The organism is Ferruginibacter sp., assembly GCF_049840995.1.
GTDB lineage: Bacteria > Bacteroidota > Bacteroidia > Chitinophagales > Chitinophagaceae > Ferruginibacter.
Window position 1 is genome coordinate 216,634 of record NZ_JASGIP010000007.1, and the last position, 18,947, is coordinate 235,580.

At 44.7% G+C, this 18,947-nt stretch carries 17 protein-coding genes; 8 read left to right on the forward strand and 9 right to left on the reverse strand.

Going from position 1 to position 18,947, the window contains the following annotated elements; all coding sequences use genetic code 11:
- Positions 1-58: 58 nt before the first annotated feature.
- From QM738_RS19345 to QM738_RS19370, 6 genes are all read right to left on the reverse strand, one after another.
- The gene (locus QM738_RS19345; RefSeq protein WP_462278391.1) at positions 59-535 is read right to left on the reverse strand and encodes a 4Fe-4S binding protein; all 477 of its coding nucleotides are present in this window, start codon (positions 533-535) and stop codon (positions 59-61) included.
- A 178-nt stretch (positions 536-713) separates the two neighbouring features.
- Complete coding sequence (gene nuoH / locus QM738_RS19350) at positions 714-1,790, reverse strand: NADH-quinone oxidoreductase subunit NuoH (RefSeq protein ID WP_462278392.1); 1,077 nt, start codon at positions 1,788-1,790, stop codon at positions 714-716.
- Between the two features lie 142 nt (positions 1,791-1,932).
- Positions 1,933-3,048, reverse strand: coding sequence for an NADH-quinone oxidoreductase subunit D (locus tag QM738_RS19355; RefSeq protein WP_462278393.1), 1,116 nt, complete (start codon positions 3,046-3,048; stop codon positions 1,933-1,935).
- 122 nt (positions 3,049-3,170) lie between these two features.
- Positions 3,171-3,638, reverse strand: coding sequence for an NADH-quinone oxidoreductase subunit C (locus tag QM738_RS19360; protein WP_462278394.1), 468 nt, complete (start codon positions 3,636-3,638; stop codon positions 3,171-3,173).
- Between the two features lie 21 nt (positions 3,639-3,659).
- Complete coding sequence (locus QM738_RS19365; protein WP_462278395.1) at positions 3,660-4,232, reverse strand: NADH-quinone oxidoreductase subunit B; 573 nt, start codon at positions 4,230-4,232, stop codon at positions 3,660-3,662.
- 83 nt (positions 4,233-4,315) lie between these two features.
- Entirely contained in the window at positions 4,316-4,666 is a 351-nt protein-coding gene (locus QM738_RS19370; RefSeq protein WP_462278396.1) for an NADH-quinone oxidoreductase subunit A, read from the reverse strand.
- A gap of 186 nt (positions 4,667-4,852) precedes the next feature.
- Between QM738_RS19370 and QM738_RS19375 the strand changes: the two genes are divergently transcribed.
- From QM738_RS19375 to QM738_RS19410, 8 genes are all read left to right on the forward strand, one after another.
- Positions 4,853-5,281, forward strand: a complete 429-nt coding sequence (locus QM738_RS19375) for a CBS domain-containing protein (protein WP_462278397.1) — start codon at positions 4,853-4,855, stop codon at positions 5,279-5,281.
- A gap of 32 nt (positions 5,282-5,313) precedes the next feature.
- Positions 5,314-5,868 carry a hypothetical protein gene (locus QM738_RS19380; protein ID WP_462278398.1) on the forward strand — a complete coding sequence of 185 codons (555 nt, stop codon included), beginning with the start codon at positions 5,314-5,316 and terminating at the stop codon, positions 5,866-5,868.
- A 17-nt stretch (positions 5,869-5,885) separates the two neighbouring features.
- Entirely contained in the window at positions 5,886-7,739 is a 1,854-nt protein-coding gene (locus QM738_RS19385; RefSeq protein ID WP_462278399.1) for an ABC transporter ATP-binding protein, read from the forward strand.
- A 211-nt stretch (positions 7,740-7,950) separates the two neighbouring features.
- The gene (locus QM738_RS19390) at positions 7,951-8,394 is read left to right on the forward strand and encodes a DUF3276 family protein (RefSeq protein ID WP_462278400.1); all 444 of its coding nucleotides are present in this window, start codon (positions 7,951-7,953) and stop codon (positions 8,392-8,394) included.
- Between the two features lie 200 nt (positions 8,395-8,594).
- A complete protein-coding gene (locus QM738_RS19395; RefSeq protein WP_462278401.1) occupies positions 8,595-9,221 on the forward strand; it encodes a hypothetical protein in 627 nt (208 codons plus the stop codon).
- The gene (locus tag QM738_RS19400; RefSeq protein ID WP_462278402.1) at positions 9,142-13,560 is read left to right on the forward strand and encodes a T9SS type A sorting domain-containing protein; all 4,419 of its coding nucleotides are present in this window, start codon (positions 9,142-9,144) and stop codon (positions 13,558-13,560) included. Before QM738_RS19395 ends, QM738_RS19400 begins: the two co-directional genes overlap by 80 nt.
- Before the next feature lie 97 nt (positions 13,561-13,657).
- Entirely contained in the window at positions 13,658-15,895 is a 2,238-nt protein-coding gene (locus QM738_RS19405) for a GEVED domain-containing protein (RefSeq protein WP_462278403.1), read from the forward strand.
- A gap of 99 nt (positions 15,896-15,994) precedes the next feature.
- The gene (locus QM738_RS19410; protein ID WP_462278404.1) at positions 15,995-16,483 is read left to right on the forward strand and encodes a hypothetical protein; all 489 of its coding nucleotides are present in this window, start codon (positions 15,995-15,997) and stop codon (positions 16,481-16,483) included.
- Positions 16,484-16,492: 9 nt separating this feature from the next.
- On the opposite strand, the gene QM738_RS19415 is transcribed toward QM738_RS19410, so the two are convergent.
- The 3 genes from QM738_RS19415 to QM738_RS19425 are packed head-to-tail and all read right to left on the reverse strand — an operon-like array spanning position 16,493 to position 18,889.
- Positions 16,493-16,858, reverse strand: a complete 366-nt coding sequence (locus QM738_RS19415; RefSeq protein WP_462278405.1) for a hypothetical protein — start codon at positions 16,856-16,858, stop codon at positions 16,493-16,495.
- A 37-nt stretch (positions 16,859-16,895) separates the two neighbouring features.
- Complete coding sequence (pgi, locus tag QM738_RS19420) at positions 16,896-18,491, reverse strand: glucose-6-phosphate isomerase (protein WP_462278406.1); 1,596 nt, start codon at positions 18,489-18,491, stop codon at positions 16,896-16,898.
- 35 nt (positions 18,492-18,526) lie between these two features.
- Positions 18,527-18,889, reverse strand: coding sequence for a hypothetical protein (locus QM738_RS19425; protein ID WP_462278407.1), 363 nt, complete (start codon positions 18,887-18,889; stop codon positions 18,527-18,529).
- Positions 18,890-18,947 lie beyond the last annotated feature (58 nt).

The following is an 18,947-nucleotide window of genomic DNA, read 5'->3' on the forward strand; positions in this document are numbered from 1 at the left end:
AAAAGAGTTAAAGCATTATGCTTATCCCTTGCAGCTATTCCTCTTGCTACTATTTCTTTTATTCCACTCCCTCCATGATCTTACTGTTCGGTTGATTCAAAATTTTCGTCAGCTGCGCCCTGTCAAATACACTGTGCTCAAAAGTCTGTGCCATCACAATAGCATCCGAAGGACAGGCCACCACGCATAAATTACACATCGTACACAATTCCAGGTGGTACACCAGTTTGTCGATCGCTTTTTTCTTTTTTCCTTCGGGGGTTACTTCATTTTTAAAAATTACTTTGATCGTTCCGTTCGGGCAAGCCAGTTCACAGGCCTGGCAACCGGTGCAGCGGTGTTCATTGTTCTCATTATGCGGCATCACTACTTCACCTTTAAACCTTTCCGGCAATTCCAGTGTTTCCCGGTTATCAGGATACTGCTGCGTAATGATCTCTTTATGATGCGAAAAATAATAACCGGTACGCTTCATGCCCACCAGTAATGATTTTACTGCGCCGTAAACTTCTTTTATATAATTCGTTATAAACATAGAAGCTAATTTTAGATTTCAGATTGGCGATTTTAGATTTTTATAAATTCAACCAACCTTTCTTTTTACAAAACGATTTACGAGTTGAGTAATTAAATCTGCAATCGTAAATCTAAAATCTCCAAATTTCATCTTCGCCTTAATCTCCGCTGGTTCCCCCTTCAGGGGGCGGAGGGGGTTAAAAATGCCATTTCAATATCGCCATCGCCGTTACCAACAAAATATTAAACATACTTATCGGCAACAAATATTTCCATTCTAAATTCAATAACTGGTCAATGCGCAACCGCGGAAAGGTCCAGCGGAACCACATGATCACAAAAATTAAAAAGAACGTTTTTCCAAAGAACCAGATACTGGAAGGGATATAATCCATTACATGATTAAAACCCTGCCAGCTGCCAATATGAAAAGGCATCCAGCCGCCTAAAAATAAAGTGGCACCAATAGCACATACAATAAAAACGTTCACGTATTCTGCTAAAAAGAACAACGCAAATTTCATCCCGCTGTATTCAGTATGAAAGCCAGCGGTCAATTCGCTTTCGGCTTCGGCCAGGTCAAAAGGAGCCCGGTTGGTCTCGGCCGTAACAGCCACTAAAAAAATTACGAAAGCAATGATAATGGGTATATGCCCTTTGAATAACCACCAGCCATTTTCCTGCGAGGCAATGATGGTATTTAAATTCAAACTGCCCGTCATCACCACCACTGAAAGAATGGACAAGCCGGCAGACAATTCATAACTTACAATTTGTGCGCCGCTGCGCATGGCACCCATTAAAGAATATTTATTATTGCTGGCCCAGCCCGCCATTAAAATACTGATCACCGAAATAGAAGACACCGCAGAAACATACAGCACACCGATATTCAGATCCCACAAATGAAAATCCTTTGCAAAAGCGATCGGCGCCATCAACAACATCGCAACAATCATGGCAATAAAAGGAGCGAGGTTGAACAAAAATTTATCAGCGCCACCGGGTGTTAATCCTTCTTTGGTCAACAGTTTTAGTGTATCCGCAAACGATTGTAACAAACCTTTAGGTCCCACACGATTCGGTCCCAGGCGTATCTGCATCCAGGCGCTTACTTTTCTTTCCATGATCACCAATACCAAACCCAAAATAGCAAACAGGCTGATAACGCATACACCTGCCAATACCATTTCTATCACCAATGCCCAGGTGGCGCTGCAATGCGCATTCAGCCATTGATGGATGTTGTTTGTTATGTTACTTAAGCTCCACATATTTGCCCCCTCCGCCCCCTAAAGGGGGAACTGATTATGGAGAAGATTGATTTTTATTGTTTATTATAATTTGTTAATTCTATTTATAAAAGAACTTCAGAGAACCGTACTCCTGGTTCCCCCTTCAGGGGGCGGAGGGGGCTCATCTGTCTATATCCGGTATCACTAAATCCAATGTCCCCATCATCGCAACCAGGTCTCCCAGCTTGCTGCCCCTTGCCATGTGATCGAGCGCCGATAAATTAGAAAATCCCGGCGAACGGAACTTGATCCGGTACGGTGTGGTACCGCCTTCACTCACGATATACACCCCGAATTCACCTCTTGCTGTTTCCACCCGTTGATAAAATTCCCCCTTGGGTAATTTCAATACGGCTTTCGTCTTTGCCTGGAAATCGCCTTCCGGTATATTGTCGATCAACTGCTCAATGATCTTTACCGATTCATTGATCTCTCTTAAACGTACCAGGTATCTTGCCAGTGAATCGCAGCCAGTTTCTGTAATTTCATCAAACTGCACTTTATCGTATACCTCGTAAGGATATAATTTCCTGATATCACAACTCACACCGCTGCCCCTTGCTACCGGTCCCGTACACCCGAAAGAAATAGCATCTTCTTTTGATAAAATACCCACACCTTTCATACGGTTTTGAAAAATGATATTGCCCGTAAGCATTTCATTGTATTCATCCACTTTTGATTTATACAATGCAATAAAATTCTTTACTCTTTTTTGAAAATTCGGATGAATGTCCATCATCACACCACCGGGTACAATGTAATTCATTGTCAACCGGGCGCCACAGGTCTCTTCCATAATATCATTGATGTTCTCTCTTTCTCTAAAGGCATGAAAGAAAGGAGTGAAGGCGCCCAGGTCCATCGCCATGGCTCCCCACCATAATTCATGCGAAGCGATCCTGGTCAATTCGTCAACGAGTACACGAATTACTTTGGCTCGTTCCGGTATCTCCACCTGCAAGCCTTTTTCCACGCACAGCGCACAGGCATTGTTGTTGATGTGAGAAGAAAGATAATCCATGCGGCTGGTAACATAAATGAACTGGCGATAACTCAGGCTTTCACACATTTTTTCAATAGAACGGTGAATATACCCCAGGTGCGGTTCCACTTTTTTAATGGTTTCCCCGTTCAATGTGATCACCAGGTGCAATACGCCATGCGTTGCAGGATGCTGTGGTCCTACATTCACGATCAGATCGCCTTCGGTGGTGGTGCCTATTTCTTCAAACATGTTTTACCCCTAGCCCCTAAAGGGGAACTATTATGTTTTATTAAAAATTTAATCCAATTAATATACTAAATGCTTCAATTTGATTTAACTATTGCCCTATACCCCCCTTTAGGGGATGGGGGTTACAATTTGATCATATTTATGGGGTCCTCAAAATCCTTCAGCATCGGCTTCCTGCCTTCCCATCCATCGGGTAATATCAATAACCGGAGGTCGGGATGATGTAAAAAATTTACACCAAACATTTCAAACACTTCTCTTTCATGAAATTCGGCGGTCTTCCATATGCCGCTCACAGATTCAATCTCGGGTTTATTAAAATCCAGTTTTGCCTTTACTACTATATTGTGCCGGAACGTTGTGGAAGTAAGATGGTAGACCATCGTTAAATGTGTTTTCCAGTCGATGCAGGTAATGCAGAAAAGAAAATCGCAACCCAGCGCAGTATCATTTTTTAATTGTTGTGCAAAAGATAACCATGCTGCAGCATCGATATTTGCAGTTACCCATTCGGTGTTCTCTTCAAAAGAGACCGTGGGCAGCAGTTCCGTTAGTTTTGATCTCAGTTCTTCAGCATTCATATTACTCATGCATGTTTTACAGGCGCATCATTACTGCCCTTCATTTGTGGGTGGTAATTGTTCTCTTGTCAATCCTGCTTTTATTTTTTGTTGTAAGGTTATCAAAGCGTGTAATAAAGCCTCGGGCCTGGGCGGACAACCGGCCACGTATACATCCACCGGAATGATATGATCGGCGCCTTTTACAACCGAATAGGTGTTATAAAAAAAAGGCCCGCCACTGATGGCACAGGAGCCCATAGCGATCACGTATTTGGGTTCTGCCATCTGGTCGTACAATCTTTTTAAAACCGGCGCCATTTTATTTACGATCGTTCCTGCAATAATAATAACATCGGCCTGCCGCGGAGAGGCCCTTGCCACTTCAAATCCAAATCTCGAAAAATCGTATTTGGCCGAAGCGGTTGCCATCATTTCAATACCGCAGCAACTGGTAGCAAAAGTGAGCGGCCACAACGAATTCGACCTTGCCCAATTGATCACATCATCCAGCTTGCTCAGCACAATGCCGCCGCCGGGCAGATCGTGAACCTGGCCAGGAAATACCCCCTGTCCCCTTGAAGGGGGAACTAAGGATGTTGCTTTATTATTTTCTTCGCTCATTTATGTATAATGAATGATGCCGTGTTTTTTATTCAATGCAGATCTTCGCTGCAATAAGTTCCCCCTTCAGGGGGCGGAGGGGGTCACAGCCATTTCAACGCCCCCTTCTTATGCGCATATAAAAAACCCATGAATAAAATAAAAAAGAAAATGATGATCTCTACCAGGGCCATCCAGCCTACTTTTTTTGCAACCACTGCCCAGGGATAAATAAATACCAGCTCTACATCAAATATCAAAAATATCAGTGCAAATAAATAGTAACCCACATTCAACTGTACCCAGGTTTTGCCGGTAGTGGGAATGCCGCATTCGTAAGGTTCGCTTTTAGCGGGATTGGTAGATCCTTTGATCAATATCCGGGATACTAAAATAGCAATGCCCGAAAATGCCAGTGCAGCAAGAATAAGGATAATCATGGAGGAGGCGCCCATAATCTCAATCGTTTTTATAACGGTTGAAGTTAATGCTAAAATTGATTGGAAAATTATAACGGCAATTAATTTTTTACCCAATTTTAAAAAAGCATGGTATAAAATGTGCTGCAAATATTTTTAAAGCCGGTAAAAAAATAATAACTTACGATAGCCTTTGCGATTGCTCAACTTAAAACAGCTTATATGAAAAAAGTTTCCAACATACTTAAAAGAAAGGGCAGCAATGTAGTCACCATTTCCCCCGACATCACAGTACTGGATGCCTTAAAACAGATGGCCGAAAAAAATATCGGCTCCATAGTGGTGATCGAGAACGGCCAGTATATCGGCGTTTTAACCGAAAGGGATTATGCCCGTAAAGTGATTCTGAAAGGAAAATCTTCCACCAATACTTTTGTAAAAGAGATCATGAGCACCGGCCTGCCCAGGATAACACCCGATAATTCGGTGGATACCTGCATGCAGATCATGAGTGAGAATAATATCCGCTACCTGCCCGTATTCGAAAACGACCAGTTGTGCGGCATCATTTCCATCAACGATGTGATCAAGGAAACCATCCTTACACAAAAAGAAACCATCGAACACCTGCAAAACTATATTCACTCCTGAGCAATACCCAACAAAACATCCCTGCAATAACAATGCTTTTAAATAAAAAGCTGGTGTTACTGTTATGTTGGTTGAACGTTACTTCAGCATTTGCACAAAAACACAATGCGCTGTATGCCGAAGGGTTGGGTACAGGGCTTACCGGAACGATCAATTACGATTTTCGGTTTAAAGATGATATCATCACCGGAAATTTTAAAGACGCATTGGGGCTGAGATTTGGCGTTGGCTTATCACCTAAATATATATACGATGTTTCCGTGGCGATGCACCCGGTTGCAACCGGCGGCACCAAACCTTTAGTTTTATTAGGCGTTAACACTTTCCAGGATCTTTCTTATTGCAAATGCGCCGGCGATGATATTGAATTTGGCGCCAATCTTTTGTATGCACCCAAAAACAGCATTGCCGATAAATGGGGCACATTCAAACAAACAGACCGTTTTATCCCTTCCATTAATATTGGTTACCGCAGGCAAAAAGATGAATATAATGGCATTGTGCTAAGACTTTGTTACAACCCTTATTTTTTGGATGGTAAATTACACCAGTGGTTGGGTGTGAGTGTTGGTTATCATTTCAATTGATTTAACTTTGCCCTGCAATGAAACATCTCCGATCGCTCCGTAAATATTTCTGGAAGTACCGCTGGCTTTTTTTACTGGGCATTGCATTTGTTGTGCTCACCAATTATTTCCGCATACTGGCGCCACAGGTAACGGGCTATGTTGTCAATACCGTGGTGCATGCTATCAAAAAAGACAGCACTGCAGAAAAAGCTGCTGACGGTCTTTCTGCCGCAGAAAAAAATTACGATCCTTTAGTAAAAAAAGTGATCACCATTTTTGAGAACAATCCCGATCACAGGATCTTGCTCGCCGGCATCAGTCTGCTCGTGCTCGCCATCATCAGCGGCATATTCATGTTCCTGATGCGGCAAACCATTATTGTAATGAGCCGCCATATTGAATACGATCAGAAGAACGAGATATTTGCGCATTACCAAAAACTGGATACCAATTTTTACAAAACACACAGCACCGGCGACCTGATGAACCGAATTGCCGAAGATGTAAGCCGGGTACGAATGTACACTGGTCCCGCCATCATGTATTTCATCAACCTTGCGGCGGTAATCGGTTTCAGCGTTTTCTTTATGCTAAAGGCAAGCGCTAAGCTTACACTGGTGGCGCTGGCACCATTGCCCTTACTGGCCATCACCATTTATTTTGTAAACACCATCATCAATAAAAAAAGCGAAAAGATACAGGCCCTGCTCAGCGATCTTACCACCAATGCACAGGAATCTTATTCCGGCATCCGGGTCATTAAATCTTATGTACAGGAAAAAGCCATGATGCTTTTTTTCCGGAATAACAGTGAAGCCTACCGCAACAATGCCTTAAGCCTGGCCAAGACAGAAGCGATCTATTTTCCCAGCATGGCCTTGCTGATCGGTTTAAGCACCATCATCACCATTACGGTAGGGTGCCTGGATATTGTGAACAGCAGGGTAGATGCCACTTCGGGCCACATAATTACTGCCGGAACTATTGCCGAGTTCGTATTATATATACAGATGCTCACTTTTCCTGTAAGTGCCATCGGGTGGACGGCCAGCATGACACAAAGGGCGGCCGCATCACAAAAAAGGATCAACGAATTTTTATTGACCGAGCCGGAAATAAAAAATACCGGCGGAGAGATCAACCCTGTATTGCAGGGCAACATCGTTTTCAATAATGTAGATTTTACTTACCCGCATACCGGCATCAATGCCATCAAGGATTTTTCATTGCAGATAGCAAAGGGGCAGAAGATCGCTGTCATCGGCCGCACCGGTTCGGGCAAATCCACCCTTGCACAATTGCTGCTGCACATGTACAATCCGCAACGCGGCATCATCACTTATGATGGCATACCGATTACAAAAATCGATATCAAAACATTGCGGGAGCAGATCAGTTATGTGCCGCAGGATGTTTTTTTATTCAGCGAAACGGTCACCAACAATATCGGCTTTGGTGTACTGGGTGCATCGCAGGAGCAGGTGGTAAAAGCAGCAAAGCAGGCGAGTGTGCACAGCGAGATAGAAAAATTTCAGCACCGTTATGATACCATGATAGGAGAGCGGGGCGTAACGCTCAGTGGCGGGCAAAAGCAGCGCATCTCCATAGCAAGGGCATTGATAAAAGATCCGGAGATCGTGATCTTTGATGATTGCCTCAGTGCCGTGGATGCCCGAACAGAAAAAGAGATCATTGAGAACCTGTACCATTACCTGGAAAATAAAACCGCGGTCATCATAACACACCGCATATTCTCCCTCTTTAAATTTGATAAGATAGTGGTGCTGGAAGAAGGCGCCATAGCCGAAGAAGGCACGCACGAAGAGCTGCTGCAGAAGAACGGTATCTATACCGAGATGTATAACCGCCAGCAGGCCGAGAGGAATTAGTTCAACGTTGAAAGTTCGAAGTTCAAAGTTGATGGTTCAAGGTTTGGCCATTAATTGCAACGATACTGCTCCTCCAACTGTGAACTTTCAACTTTGAACCTTCAACCATCAACCGGAAATACTTTCACTTATATTTTGTGGTTTCAAAAACAATTTTATCTTTGCGAAGCCCCAAAAATGGGAATCGTTAAAAAACCAAAAAACAAAAACAGTGGCGTACGAAAACAACGACAAAAAAATGGAAAGCGTTTACAGCCAACGCATCCGTGCCGGAAAACGCAGAACTTACTTTTTTGATGTAAGGGAAACCCGTGGTAATGATTTTTACTTAACAATTACAGAAAGCCGTAAAAAATTTGACAGTGACGGGTATGAGCGGCATAAAATATTTTTATACAAAGAGGATTTTAATAAATTCCTGAAAGGATTGGGAGAAGCGGTAGATTACGTAAAAACTGAACTGATGCCTAATTTTGATTTTGATGCCTTTAACCATGATACTCCTTACGAAGGAGATGGACAGGCGCCAGTACAAAGTCAGGCCACAGATTCATTTGAAACGACCAAACCTGCTGCTGAAGAAAAAGCTGAAACACCTGCTGCATCAACCACACCGGTTGATAACGGCAGTACCGAGGAAGTGGATAAGTGGTAAACCAACGCCAAAACTAATTGCTGAAGCCCTCTCTTTTGAGAGGGTTTTTTATTGGTGCTCAATATTTTAATCTCATTTTCATCTACACAGCGCTTTTTAATTACAACTTAATCTGTAAATTTGATTAGCCAAAACTAAAGCCATGCAAAACACCCGGAACGTATTCGACGTTTTGTAACGCTTTACTTTGCCAAAAAGCATTGAGAAAGATTACCGTCATATCGCTGTTAGCAATTGTCTTTTTAAGTCAGTGTGGCTACTATTGCTATTGCGGTATACAATTATACCTCGCCAAAGAAGCAGCACGCAAAGAACTGCTGAAAGAAATTCCCGAAAATTTACTGGTTAAAATTGCTGTTGATGGAAACCGATCCATTCAATGGGAAGAAGAAGATGAAGAATTCAGTCTCGACGGCGCCATGTACGATGTGGCCAAAATAAAGTACGAGAACGGGAAAAAATACGCTTATTGCATCAGCGACGAAAAAGAAGACCAGGTAAATGCGGCCCTGGAAAACGTAATCAAATCGAACCTTACCAACAATCCCGATAACAGCAAGCATCCCTCAGCTGCTAAAATAACTATACCCGACTGGATAATGGAGCTTCAACCCGTTATATCCTTCCAGGTCGGCCTTATCACACAGAACAGGGAATACTATACGTATAAATCATCCTTGTATTACCACCATATAGAAGTGATATCCCCCCCTCCGGATTTAAATTTTATACTAAACAATCATAAACATGAGAAAATCTACACAACTACTGTTGTTACAGTGCATGGTATGCGCTTTTTTAGCCGCAGCATCCCTTGTATCGTGTAATCAAAAGCCCAGCCACAGGGCACCCCTTGTGATCGATGCAAGGGACGAAGATGAGGAAGAAGGAGAAGAGGACGAAAAATATGATAACCCGGATCAGCTGATGATGCTGGACTTCCAGAAGATGAAGGATCCTGCATTGGGTTATGTACCTTACGACCGCCTGAAAAGCGCCATTGATTACACCAACTCAATGAAGCAGAATGCAGGCAACAATATCCTGGGTACGCTTTTGTGGGTGGAACGTGGTCCCATCTACGATTCAGTAGGCCCCAGCAACGGTAATACCCGTGGCGGTAATGGCTACACCTCCGGAAGGATGGCCGCCATACTGGTAGACACTTTGAACGACCCGACAGGTAATACCGTGATAGTCGGCGGTGTTTCCGGCGGTGTATGGAAATGCACCAACTTTTTATCTCCCATTGCCAACTGGTACAATGTAAACGACTACTTCGCCAACATGGCGATCTCCTCCATCTGCCAGGACCCCAGCAATCCCTCCATCATGTATTTTTCAACTGGGGAAGCCACCAGTAATGCAGATGCCCACTTTGGAGCCGGTATCTGGAAATCTACCGATAAAGGAGAGACCTGGACACAATTGCCCTCTACCTCCAACTTCATGCGCAATTTTAAAATATTGTGCGATGCAGCAGGAAATGTATATGTAGCGGCACGTATCACCACTACGCCTTTGGCACAACCTTACGGTTTATTAAGATCAAATGATAAAGGTGTAACATGGACCAATATTACACCCACAGGCCTTACCAGTACCAATGCCCACTGTACTGATATCGAGATCAGCAGCACCGGCAGGCTGCACGCCAGCTTTGGCTACCTGGGTACCGTGGTGAACCACCGCTATACCACCACACCGGCAACTGTTACCACTACCACCGGCTGGAACGTAAGTACCGGTTTAAGAACTTCAGGAACTGCAGCAATCAGGCTGGAACTGGCCTGCCTTGCAGATACATTATATGGTGTAACTGTAACCACGGCCTATAACTCCGATAGCTGTTACCGTTCGATAGATGGTGGCGCTACCTGGACCAAACAGAACACCACGGTAATGCCTACCGGTGTATTGAGTGGCCAGGGATGGTACAACGAAACACTGGCTATTAACCCGGCCAATTCTGCAGAACTGATCTGCGGTGGACTGGATGCTTACCGCTCTACCAATGCAGGAGCTACTTGGACAAGACAAACCTATTGGGTAACCACTATACCTTATGTACACGCCGATCACCACTTTATGCAATGGATCAAAAAAGGCAATGAAGGCAGGGTGTATATCGGTTGCGATGGTGGTATCTTTTATTCCAACGACGGCGGCGTAAGCTGGGTGGATAAGAACAGGAATTTATCCCTGAAACAATTCTATGCATGTGCTATTCACCCTGCAGCAGGTTCCTCTTATTTGCTGGCAGGCGCACAGGATAATGGTTGCCATCAATTAAAAAATCCCGGCTTAAGTTATTCAACCGAAGTAACGGGTGGTGATGGTATGTATGTATATATCAACCAGCAGGATCCCAACATACAATTCGGTAGCTACGTATATAACCAATACCGACGCAGTACGAATGGCGGACAAACCTGGACAAGTGTGAACCTGAACACCACACAGGGTTTATTTGCCAATCCTTTTGATTATGACGACGGACAAAATATTATGTATGCCTGTAACAATGCCAACCAGTACAGGCGCTGGTTAAATGCGAATACAGCGGCTGCCACCACTTCAACCACCGTTACGGTTAACCAGTTGAACGGCGGACAGGCAGGGGCCTTAAAAATGTCGCCTTATACAGCCAACAGGCTGTACCTGGGTGGAACCACGGGTAAAATTGTAAGGGTGGATGACGCCAATGGCGCAGCGCCTACAATGACCGATATTACCGGTACATCTATGCCTGCAGGCTATATCAACACCATCGCTGTTGGATCATCTGACAACTTCCTGGTGGCCACCTTCACCAACTATGGTGTGAACAATGTTTGGTACAGCTCCAACGGCGGCACCTCCTGGACAGCCATTGACGGTAACCTGCCCGATATGCCGGTATGGAGCGCTTTGTTCGATCCTACAGATAATAATTCATTGATCATCGGTACAGAAACCGGTGTATATACCACTAACCTGGTAAACGGTGCCAGCACGCAATGGACCGTTAGCCCGGGCTTCCCGACCACCAGGGTAAGTATGCTGCGTTTACGCGCCAGCGATAAAACAATTGTGGCAGCAAGTTATGGCAGGGGATTATTCACTGCACAGATCAATAACAGCACTGCTCCTGAAGTATCGTTTGTAACACCGGTAACAAACGTAACAGAACAAACTTCTGTAACAAGCGGCTGCCGTGGTTATAAAGATTATACCGTGAATGTGGGTATCATCAACCCTCCAACCGGCGATGCCACTGTAAACTTTAGCGTACAGGCCAGCAGTACCGCACTGGAAGGAGTGGACTTTGATTTTACCACCAACGGAAGCTTTACTGCGCCATCCAAACAGATCGTATTCACCAACGGACTGGTGGCAATAAAACCAATAACGATAAGGGTATATGATGATGTGCAGGTAGAACCATCTGAGTTCTTTACACTGGGCTTCACCATTTCCGGCACCACCAATGCCGTGGCAGGTATAACGCCGCTGCATACCTTCAATATAGCCGATAACGATGTGTTACCGGTAGCATTGGGATCAGCTAATTATACCATCGGTACCTATAATACCGATATGACGAGCCTGAATACACCATTTGATGGTACCAAGCTGAAACACCGTGTGCAGGTATTGTACACTGCTGCAGAACTGCAGGCCGCCGGTATCATCCGCAATGCGGTGATCAGCTCATTGACATTAAGAGTTAAAACAAAAAATACCACGCAGCCATTCAAAGGCTTTACTGTATCAATGGCCAATACAGCCAATACCAACCTGGGCGCAGGTTTTGCACCGGAAACACTTACACCGGTGTATACCAGCGATTACTCAACCGTGGTGGGTAATAACGTGTTCAACTTTACCACACCATTTGTTTGGAACGGAACATCCAACCTGGTGGTACAATTCTGTTTTGATAATTCACCGGGCACCGCAGAAGGTGTGACCGATGTGGTAGAAGGTATAGGCGCACCATTAGGTACAGGTGTAAGAGCATCCACTTACAGTAACTGGACAACAGCTACCGGTTCCGGTTGTACGCTGGCGGCCGCCTTCATTGATGATAACAGGGTAAATGCAACATTGCTGGCTACCTTCGGCAGCCCGGTTGCAACAGCGCTCAACAGCACCAAAACTGAATTCCTGGGTGGATTCAACGACCTGTTCTATTATACACCAACAGGCGAGATACTGGCACGTATCCTTAACCTGTCTGGCCAGAACTATGGCTGTACACAGGTACTGATCGACAGGGCTGGTAACGGCACTTCACAGTTCTGGAATACCAACCCGGCCAATTACCTGATGAACAAGACCTACCAGGTACTGCCAACCACCAACAGTACTACCGGTAAGTACGAGATCACTTTCTACTTTACCGCTGCAGAAAAACAAGGCTGGGAAGCTGCAACAGGCCAGGTATGGGATAGTATCAAAATGATCAAGCTGCCATCAAGGATCAGCAACGTAACACCATTGATCACACAACCGGACGGACCTGGTACCGTGGAAGTGGTGAATCCTGTAAGAAGGACATTCGGGGCTAATTATTATACACTTTCCTTCATTTTCGAAAACGGCTTCTCCGGCTTCGGCTTCGGCGTACCGGGTAAAATGAATACCCTGCTGAACCTGAACGGTCACTTTGATGCCAACGGAAAAGATATCGATCTTGACTGGACAACATCCGTAGAAATAAACAGCCTGAAGTTTGAAGTAGAGAAATCGTATGACGGTGTCAACTTCACTAAGAGAGGTACCGTAAGCGGTGCTGGTTATAAACTCACGCCAAGCAGCTATGCTTTTGTAGACCATGAAGTGGTACAGACCAATTACTTCCGCATCAAGATGATCCATACCGATGGTTCAGTGATCTACAGTAACGTGGTATTGTTACAGAAAAACGATATCGCACAGGGCATCATCGTATTGCCGAATCCGTTCAGCAATACACTCGGTGTGCGGTTTAAACGACTGGTAACGGGACCGGTTACACTATCATTGTACGACAATGCGGGTAAGCTGGTGAAGAGGGTAGTGGAAAATACGCCTTCGATGAATTATACCATGAGCACCACGGATATTTTAAGCAGTGCTGTGTATATACTGAAAGTAAATGTGGATGGACAGAAATACTCAGCAAAAGTGTTGAAGAATTAACGGAATAAAATTGCATTGGCCACTGTATAGTGCAGTGGTCAATGTTTTTGCAAACCGTAAACAATGAATCAAAATCTTTAAACTTCAAATTCAGACCATGCTTAAAAAATATATATTCAGCCTTTGTGCTTTAGTGCTGTTGTGTACAGTAACAGCCAAGGCACAGGTTCCGGCCTATACTTTTGCCGCATCCAGCGGTACTTACACACCCATAACCGGGGGAACCACCGTATCGTACCTGTATGGTACAGCAGCCAATTCGGATGATGGCTATGCCGCAGTGAACATCGGTTTTAACTTTGTATACAACGGGGTAACCTATACTGTTATAAGGCCCTGCGCCAACGGGTTTGCCACATTTGGAGCAGTACTCACTGGCTCCACCGATACCTGGACCAACGACCTTTCCGGTGGCCTCGGTACAGGACGTCCCATATTAGCACCACTTTGGGATGATATGGACAATTCCAGCGGTAACACTACGTACCTGTTATCCGGTACATCGCCCAACCGTGTGCTGACCGTACAATGGTACAATAGCAAATGGCAATACAGCGGCCTCAGCGGCGCTATTTCTTTTCAGATAAAATTGTACGAGACCACCAACGTGATAGAATTCGTTTACAACCAGGAAACAGGCTCAGTAGCCAATGCAGGCGACCTGGGCGCTTCAATTGGTATCACCTCAACAGGAACGGGTAGCGGCAGTTTTATATCACTGGCCAGCCAGGGCACCAACCCGGCCTTCAGTTATCTTACAGAAACCAATACCATCTCCACCAAACCAGCCACCGGACAGGTATACAGGTGGACGCCATATTGTACTGCAGGTGCGACGGATCTTACAAGAGAAAAGATAGCGAAGGTGCAATACAACACCATCAACAACTCATCTACCTCCACAGCAGGTTATGAAAACTTTGCAAACCTGATCACACAGGTGGAACCATCTTCTAACTACACCATGACGGTTACGCCCAATGCATCTGCTGTGGCTACCGACCAGGTGATCGTGTATATCGACCTGAACCAGAACGGTTCATTCTCTGATGCCGGCGAAACCGTGTATACCTCTGCACAGGGTGCAGGGCCTTATACATTCCCGCTTCCAATTCCTCCAACTGCAAGCATTGGGCTAACGCGGATGCGTATACGCCTGCAGGATGCTGTAACCGGTGCTAACAGTACACCTTGCGGTACATCCACTTATGGACAGGTGGAAGATTACAGTGTGAACATACAGTTATGTTCTCCGGCCAATATTACCTCGCAGCCGCCAAACACTACCGTTTGTATCGGCAACGGTACTTCTATTGCACTGGCTGCAACCGGTACCGGGTTGACCTACCAATGGCAGGTAAGCACCAATAGCGGAACCAGCTACAGCAATATAGCTGCAACGGGGCCTTACTCAGGGGTGACCACCAACACGCTTGCCATATCAAGCACCACTGCTGCAATGAACGGGTATATGTACAAATGTATCCTGAATGGTACCTGTACGCCTGCCAATACTGCATCAGCAGCAGCGTTATTAACTGTTAACAGTCCTACCACCATTACTACGCAGCCTGCAAATTTTGCCACCTGCTACAACAACTTTGCATTCTTTAATGTGGCAGCAACGGGAACGGTAAGTTACCAGTGGCAGGTAAGCACCGACGGCGGTTTTGTATACAGCAATATCAGCGGCGCCACCGCTTCATCTTTAACATTGGCTAATGTAAAAGAGAATGTGAATGGCAACCGTTACCGTTGCGTGGTAACAGTAGCATCCTGCGGATCTGTTACCAGCAGCCCGGGTATATTGACAGTGAACCTGCTGCCAACAGCATTCATCACAGCTGATCCTGTAAATAAATTAAAACCAGGTTTGCTGGCTTCGCTGAATGCAACTGCTATACCCAGCCTGACTACCAATACCTTTACATGGTATAAGGATAATGCACAGGTGGCTACCGGCACTAAGCTGGATATCAATTATACGGGTATTGGCGATTATACCTTAAAGGTTATTGATGCCAAAGGATGTTCCAATACATCTGCGGTATATACGATATCAGATTCTATCAGCAACAGGTTGTTCATTACGCCTAACCCCAACGATGGCAGGTTCCAGGTGCTGTACCACAGCGCAAGGTTCAACACACTGCAGCGTAACCTTACTGTTTACGATAGCTGGGGAACAAGGATATTTACAAAAGTGTACACTGTGGCAAGCCCTTACCAGCCAATGGATGTGGATATGCGGAATTATCCCGCAGGTATCTACCTGGTGGTACTGGGTGATAACAATGGCAATAAATTAGCCAGCGGTAATGTATTAAAACGTTAAAAATTAAAGCATGAGAATCGGGCCGCTTTATAATTACTTAAAGCGGCCCTTTTTTTGTATAGCATGCAGTGGTTTTAAATAGTAAATTTGAACAAACCAATGAAAAAAATATTCGCCATAATCCTGTTGTTTTTTTGCTGGGGCAGCGGCCAGGCACAGCTATTTCGTATAGTGAGGGCGTATGCATTTTTTAGTGTATCCGTACCCGGTATGCAAAGGGTGGACGATAGGGGCAATCCCGTTAATCCCGATCCCATTATAGACCGGGTGATCTATATTGAATGTCGTTTTAATGGCAGGCCCAAAATTGATTCGGTGCTGTACAATGGTGTGTTATATGCCGCAACAGTGGCTGATAAAGAAGAAAATGTATTGTCCATAGGAACAAGGCAGGATAATGGCAAAGCGATTGTGTTGCCAAGAAGCAAGGGGAATCATATCTGGCGGATAGATGTATCGCAGCTGGAAGGCAAGCCTTTGCTGCACGAACAACTGAAGAAGATCGTTTTAAAAGGAAAACTCAACAGCAATAAATTTGCCTTTACATTGATATCAGAAACACAACTGTCAACTCCCGACAGGCCCTGAGTTTTGTGCTCATTTATTTTTCGGTAAAAGATCCGGTACAACTGTTCTGTTATTACCGTTCAATTGAGCAGCATCTTCACCTGCAAATAGATCCTGTGCAGGCAAAGCATTAGGAATACCATTTTTAGCAAGCGGGGTTTTGAATACCGGCATCAGCGATTGCGATGGTGCTGCCACGCAGGGCATATTATCCAAAGGCAAAGCATATACTTTGTAAGAACCTGGTTGTACTACCTGTGCCATTGTAGGCTGTTCACCAATCCCCAATGCTTTAAAAGAAGGCTGTAATTTTTTATAGAAAGGAGCGCCGCTGTTTTGAGCCATAGCTAAAGAAGCTATAAAAACAAAAGCGGCAGTTAGGCAGTAAGTTTTCATAAAAATGTATTTTACTAAAGTTAAGCAATATTTGCGCTTACCTCATTCTCTTGAACGCATTGATCAAGCCATTGGTGGAAGAATCGTGCGATGAAACAACGCTGTCATCGAGTAATTCGGGCAATATCTTATTGGCAAGCGCCTTACCCAGTTCCACACCCCATTGATCGAAGCTGTAAATATTCCAGATAACGCCCTGTACAAATATCTTGTGCTCATACAAAGCAATTAATTCGCCCAGGCTGAAAGGCGTGATCTCTTTCACCAAAAAAGAATTAGTGGGGCGGTTGCCTTCAAATACCCTGTACACATTATCGTTGGGAGTGCCGTTCATCAATGCCTCTGTTTGAGCAAAAAAGTTGCTGAGTAATTTCTGGTGATGATCGGCCAGTACATTGTGCGTAATGGCTGGTGCAATAAAATCGCAGGGGATGATCTGCGTACCCTGGTGGATCAGCTGGTAAAAAGCGTGCTGCCCGTTGGTGCCTGGTTCGCCCCATATAACCGGACCGGTAGCATAAGTTGCTTTATGGGCATTCCGGTCAACATATTTTCCATTGCTTTCCATATTGCCCTGTTGAAAATAGGCCGAAAAGCGGTGCATATACTGGTCGTAAGGCAATATGGCTTCGGTAGTGGTACCATAAAAATTACCATACCAAAGACCTATCAGCGCCATGATGACCGGTATATTTTTTTCAAAAGCCGTATTGCGAAAGTGCAGGTCGGTTTCGTGTGCGCCCCGCAGTAACTGTTCAAAATTATCATAGCCAATAGTGAGTGCAATGGATAAACCGATAGCGCTCCATAAACTGTAGCGGCCGCCCACCCAGTCCCAGAACACGAACATGTTCTCAGGTGCAATACCAAACCTGGTCACTTCTTTTTCGTTGGTGGATAAAGCTGCAAAATGCTTGGCCACATGCAGTTCTTCCTTTGCAGATTGAAGGAACCAGCTCCTTGCACTGTGTGCATTGGTCATGGTTTCCTGCGTGGTAAAGGTTTTGGAAGCAATCAGGAAAAGTGTTTCATCAGGTGTTACTTTCTTTAACGTTTCTGCTATATGCGTACCATCCACATTGCTTACAAAATAGGTTTGTATGCCTTCCACCCAGTAAGGCTTCAGCGCTTCGGTAACCATAACAGGCCCCAGGTCGCTGCCGCCGATACCAATGTTCACAATGTATTTGATCTTTTTACCCGTGTAGCCTTTCCATTCACCACTATGTACTTTTTTACAGAACTGCTGCATCTGTGCCAATACTTTTTGTACATCGGGCATCACATCCTTGCCATCCGTAACCACGGGTTTGCCCGAAAAATTGCGGAGCGCCGTATGCAGCACCGCACGGCCTTCGGTACCGTTGATCTTTTCCCCGGTGAACATGGCTTCAATGGCATCGCCCAGTTTGCAATCAGCAGCCAGCTGCAGCAGCAACTGCATGGTTTCGGTAGTAATGATATTCTTGGAATAATCGAACAGGATATCATTGAACTGCAGCGAATATTTGCTGAACCTTTCACTGTCTGCACGGAACAGGTCTTTTAAATGCGTTGTTTTTGACTGGTTGTAATGCAGCTGTAATGCCTGCCAGGATGGGGTGGAAGCGGGGTTGATGTTGGGAAAACTCACAATGATTGATTTTAATACGGGATAAAGTTAGGCGTTTATTTTTTCAATATTTCAGCTGTTATAAATTCATTGGGTTTAAAAAAGAATTTATACACTAAAAACAGCAACGGCAGGTTGGCCAGTAAAAGAATGATATAAAATCCCGTAACAAAAAAGATGAAGAATAAAAAAAAGCTGAAGAGTAAACCACCCCATAACCGGCCATTGTCCGCTTCACAACCGATATCAATAAAAACCGTATCCGTAGCGGCTTTTCGTATAAACAAAGGTTTGGAAAAATGAAAACCATTCTTTACCACGATCTTCACCGGCAAAGTATTTTCTTCTATCAACAAAGGCTCCTGTTCTTTCAGTTGATAGAGATGGGTATCGTTTACTACCACGTATAGTTTAAGCACCCGCAGCAATAACTGGCGTTCGCGTAAAACGATTATGGTAGGATTAAGTGTAATAAGT

Bases quoted from the DNA above. Each gene is read 5' to 3' on its own strand.
- QM738_RS19410 (WP_462278404.1), top strand. From the start codon at position 15,995: ATGAAAAAAATATTCGCCATAATCCTGTTGTTTTTTTGCTGGGGCAGC.
- QM738_RS19345 (WP_462278391.1), bottom strand. From the start codon at position 535: ATGTTTATAACGAATTATATAAAAGAAGTTTACGGCGCAGTAAAATCA.
- QM738_RS19415 (WP_462278405.1), bottom strand. From the start codon at position 16,858: ATGAAAACTTACTGCCTAACTGCCGCTTTTGTTTTTATAGCTTCTTTA.
- nuoH (WP_462278392.1), bottom strand. From the start codon at position 1,790: ATGTGGAGCTTAAGTAACATAACAAACAACATCCATCAATGGCTGAAT.
- QM738_RS19355 (WP_462278393.1), bottom strand. From the start codon at position 3,048: ATGTTTGAAGAAATAGGCACCACCACCGAAGGCGATCTGATCGTGAAT.
- QM738_RS19370 (WP_462278396.1), bottom strand. From the start codon at position 4,666: ATGGGCGCCTCCTCCATGATTATCCTTATTCTTGCTGCACTGGCATTT.
- QM738_RS19375 (WP_462278397.1), top strand. From the start codon at position 4,853: ATGAAAAAAGTTTCCAACATACTTAAAAGAAAGGGCAGCAATGTAGTC.
- QM738_RS19385 (WP_462278399.1), top strand. From the start codon at position 5,886: ATGAAACATCTCCGATCGCTCCGTAAATATTTCTGGAAGTACCGCTGG.
- QM738_RS19365 (WP_462278395.1), bottom strand. From the start codon at position 4,232: ATGAGCGAAGAAAATAATAAAGCAACATCCTTAGTTCCCCCTTCAAGG.
- QM738_RS19380 (WP_462278398.1), top strand. From the start codon at position 5,314: ATGCTTTTAAATAAAAAGCTGGTGTTACTGTTATGTTGGTTGAACGTT.
- QM738_RS19400 (WP_462278402.1), top strand. From the start codon at position 9,142: ATGAGAAAATCTACACAACTACTGTTGTTACAGTGCATGGTATGCGCT.
- QM738_RS19405 (WP_462278403.1), top strand. From the start codon at position 13,658: ATGCTTAAAAAATATATATTCAGCCTTTGTGCTTTAGTGCTGTTGTGT.
- QM738_RS19360 (WP_462278394.1), bottom strand. From the start codon at position 3,638: ATGAGTAATATGAATGCTGAAGAACTGAGATCAAAACTAACGGAACTG.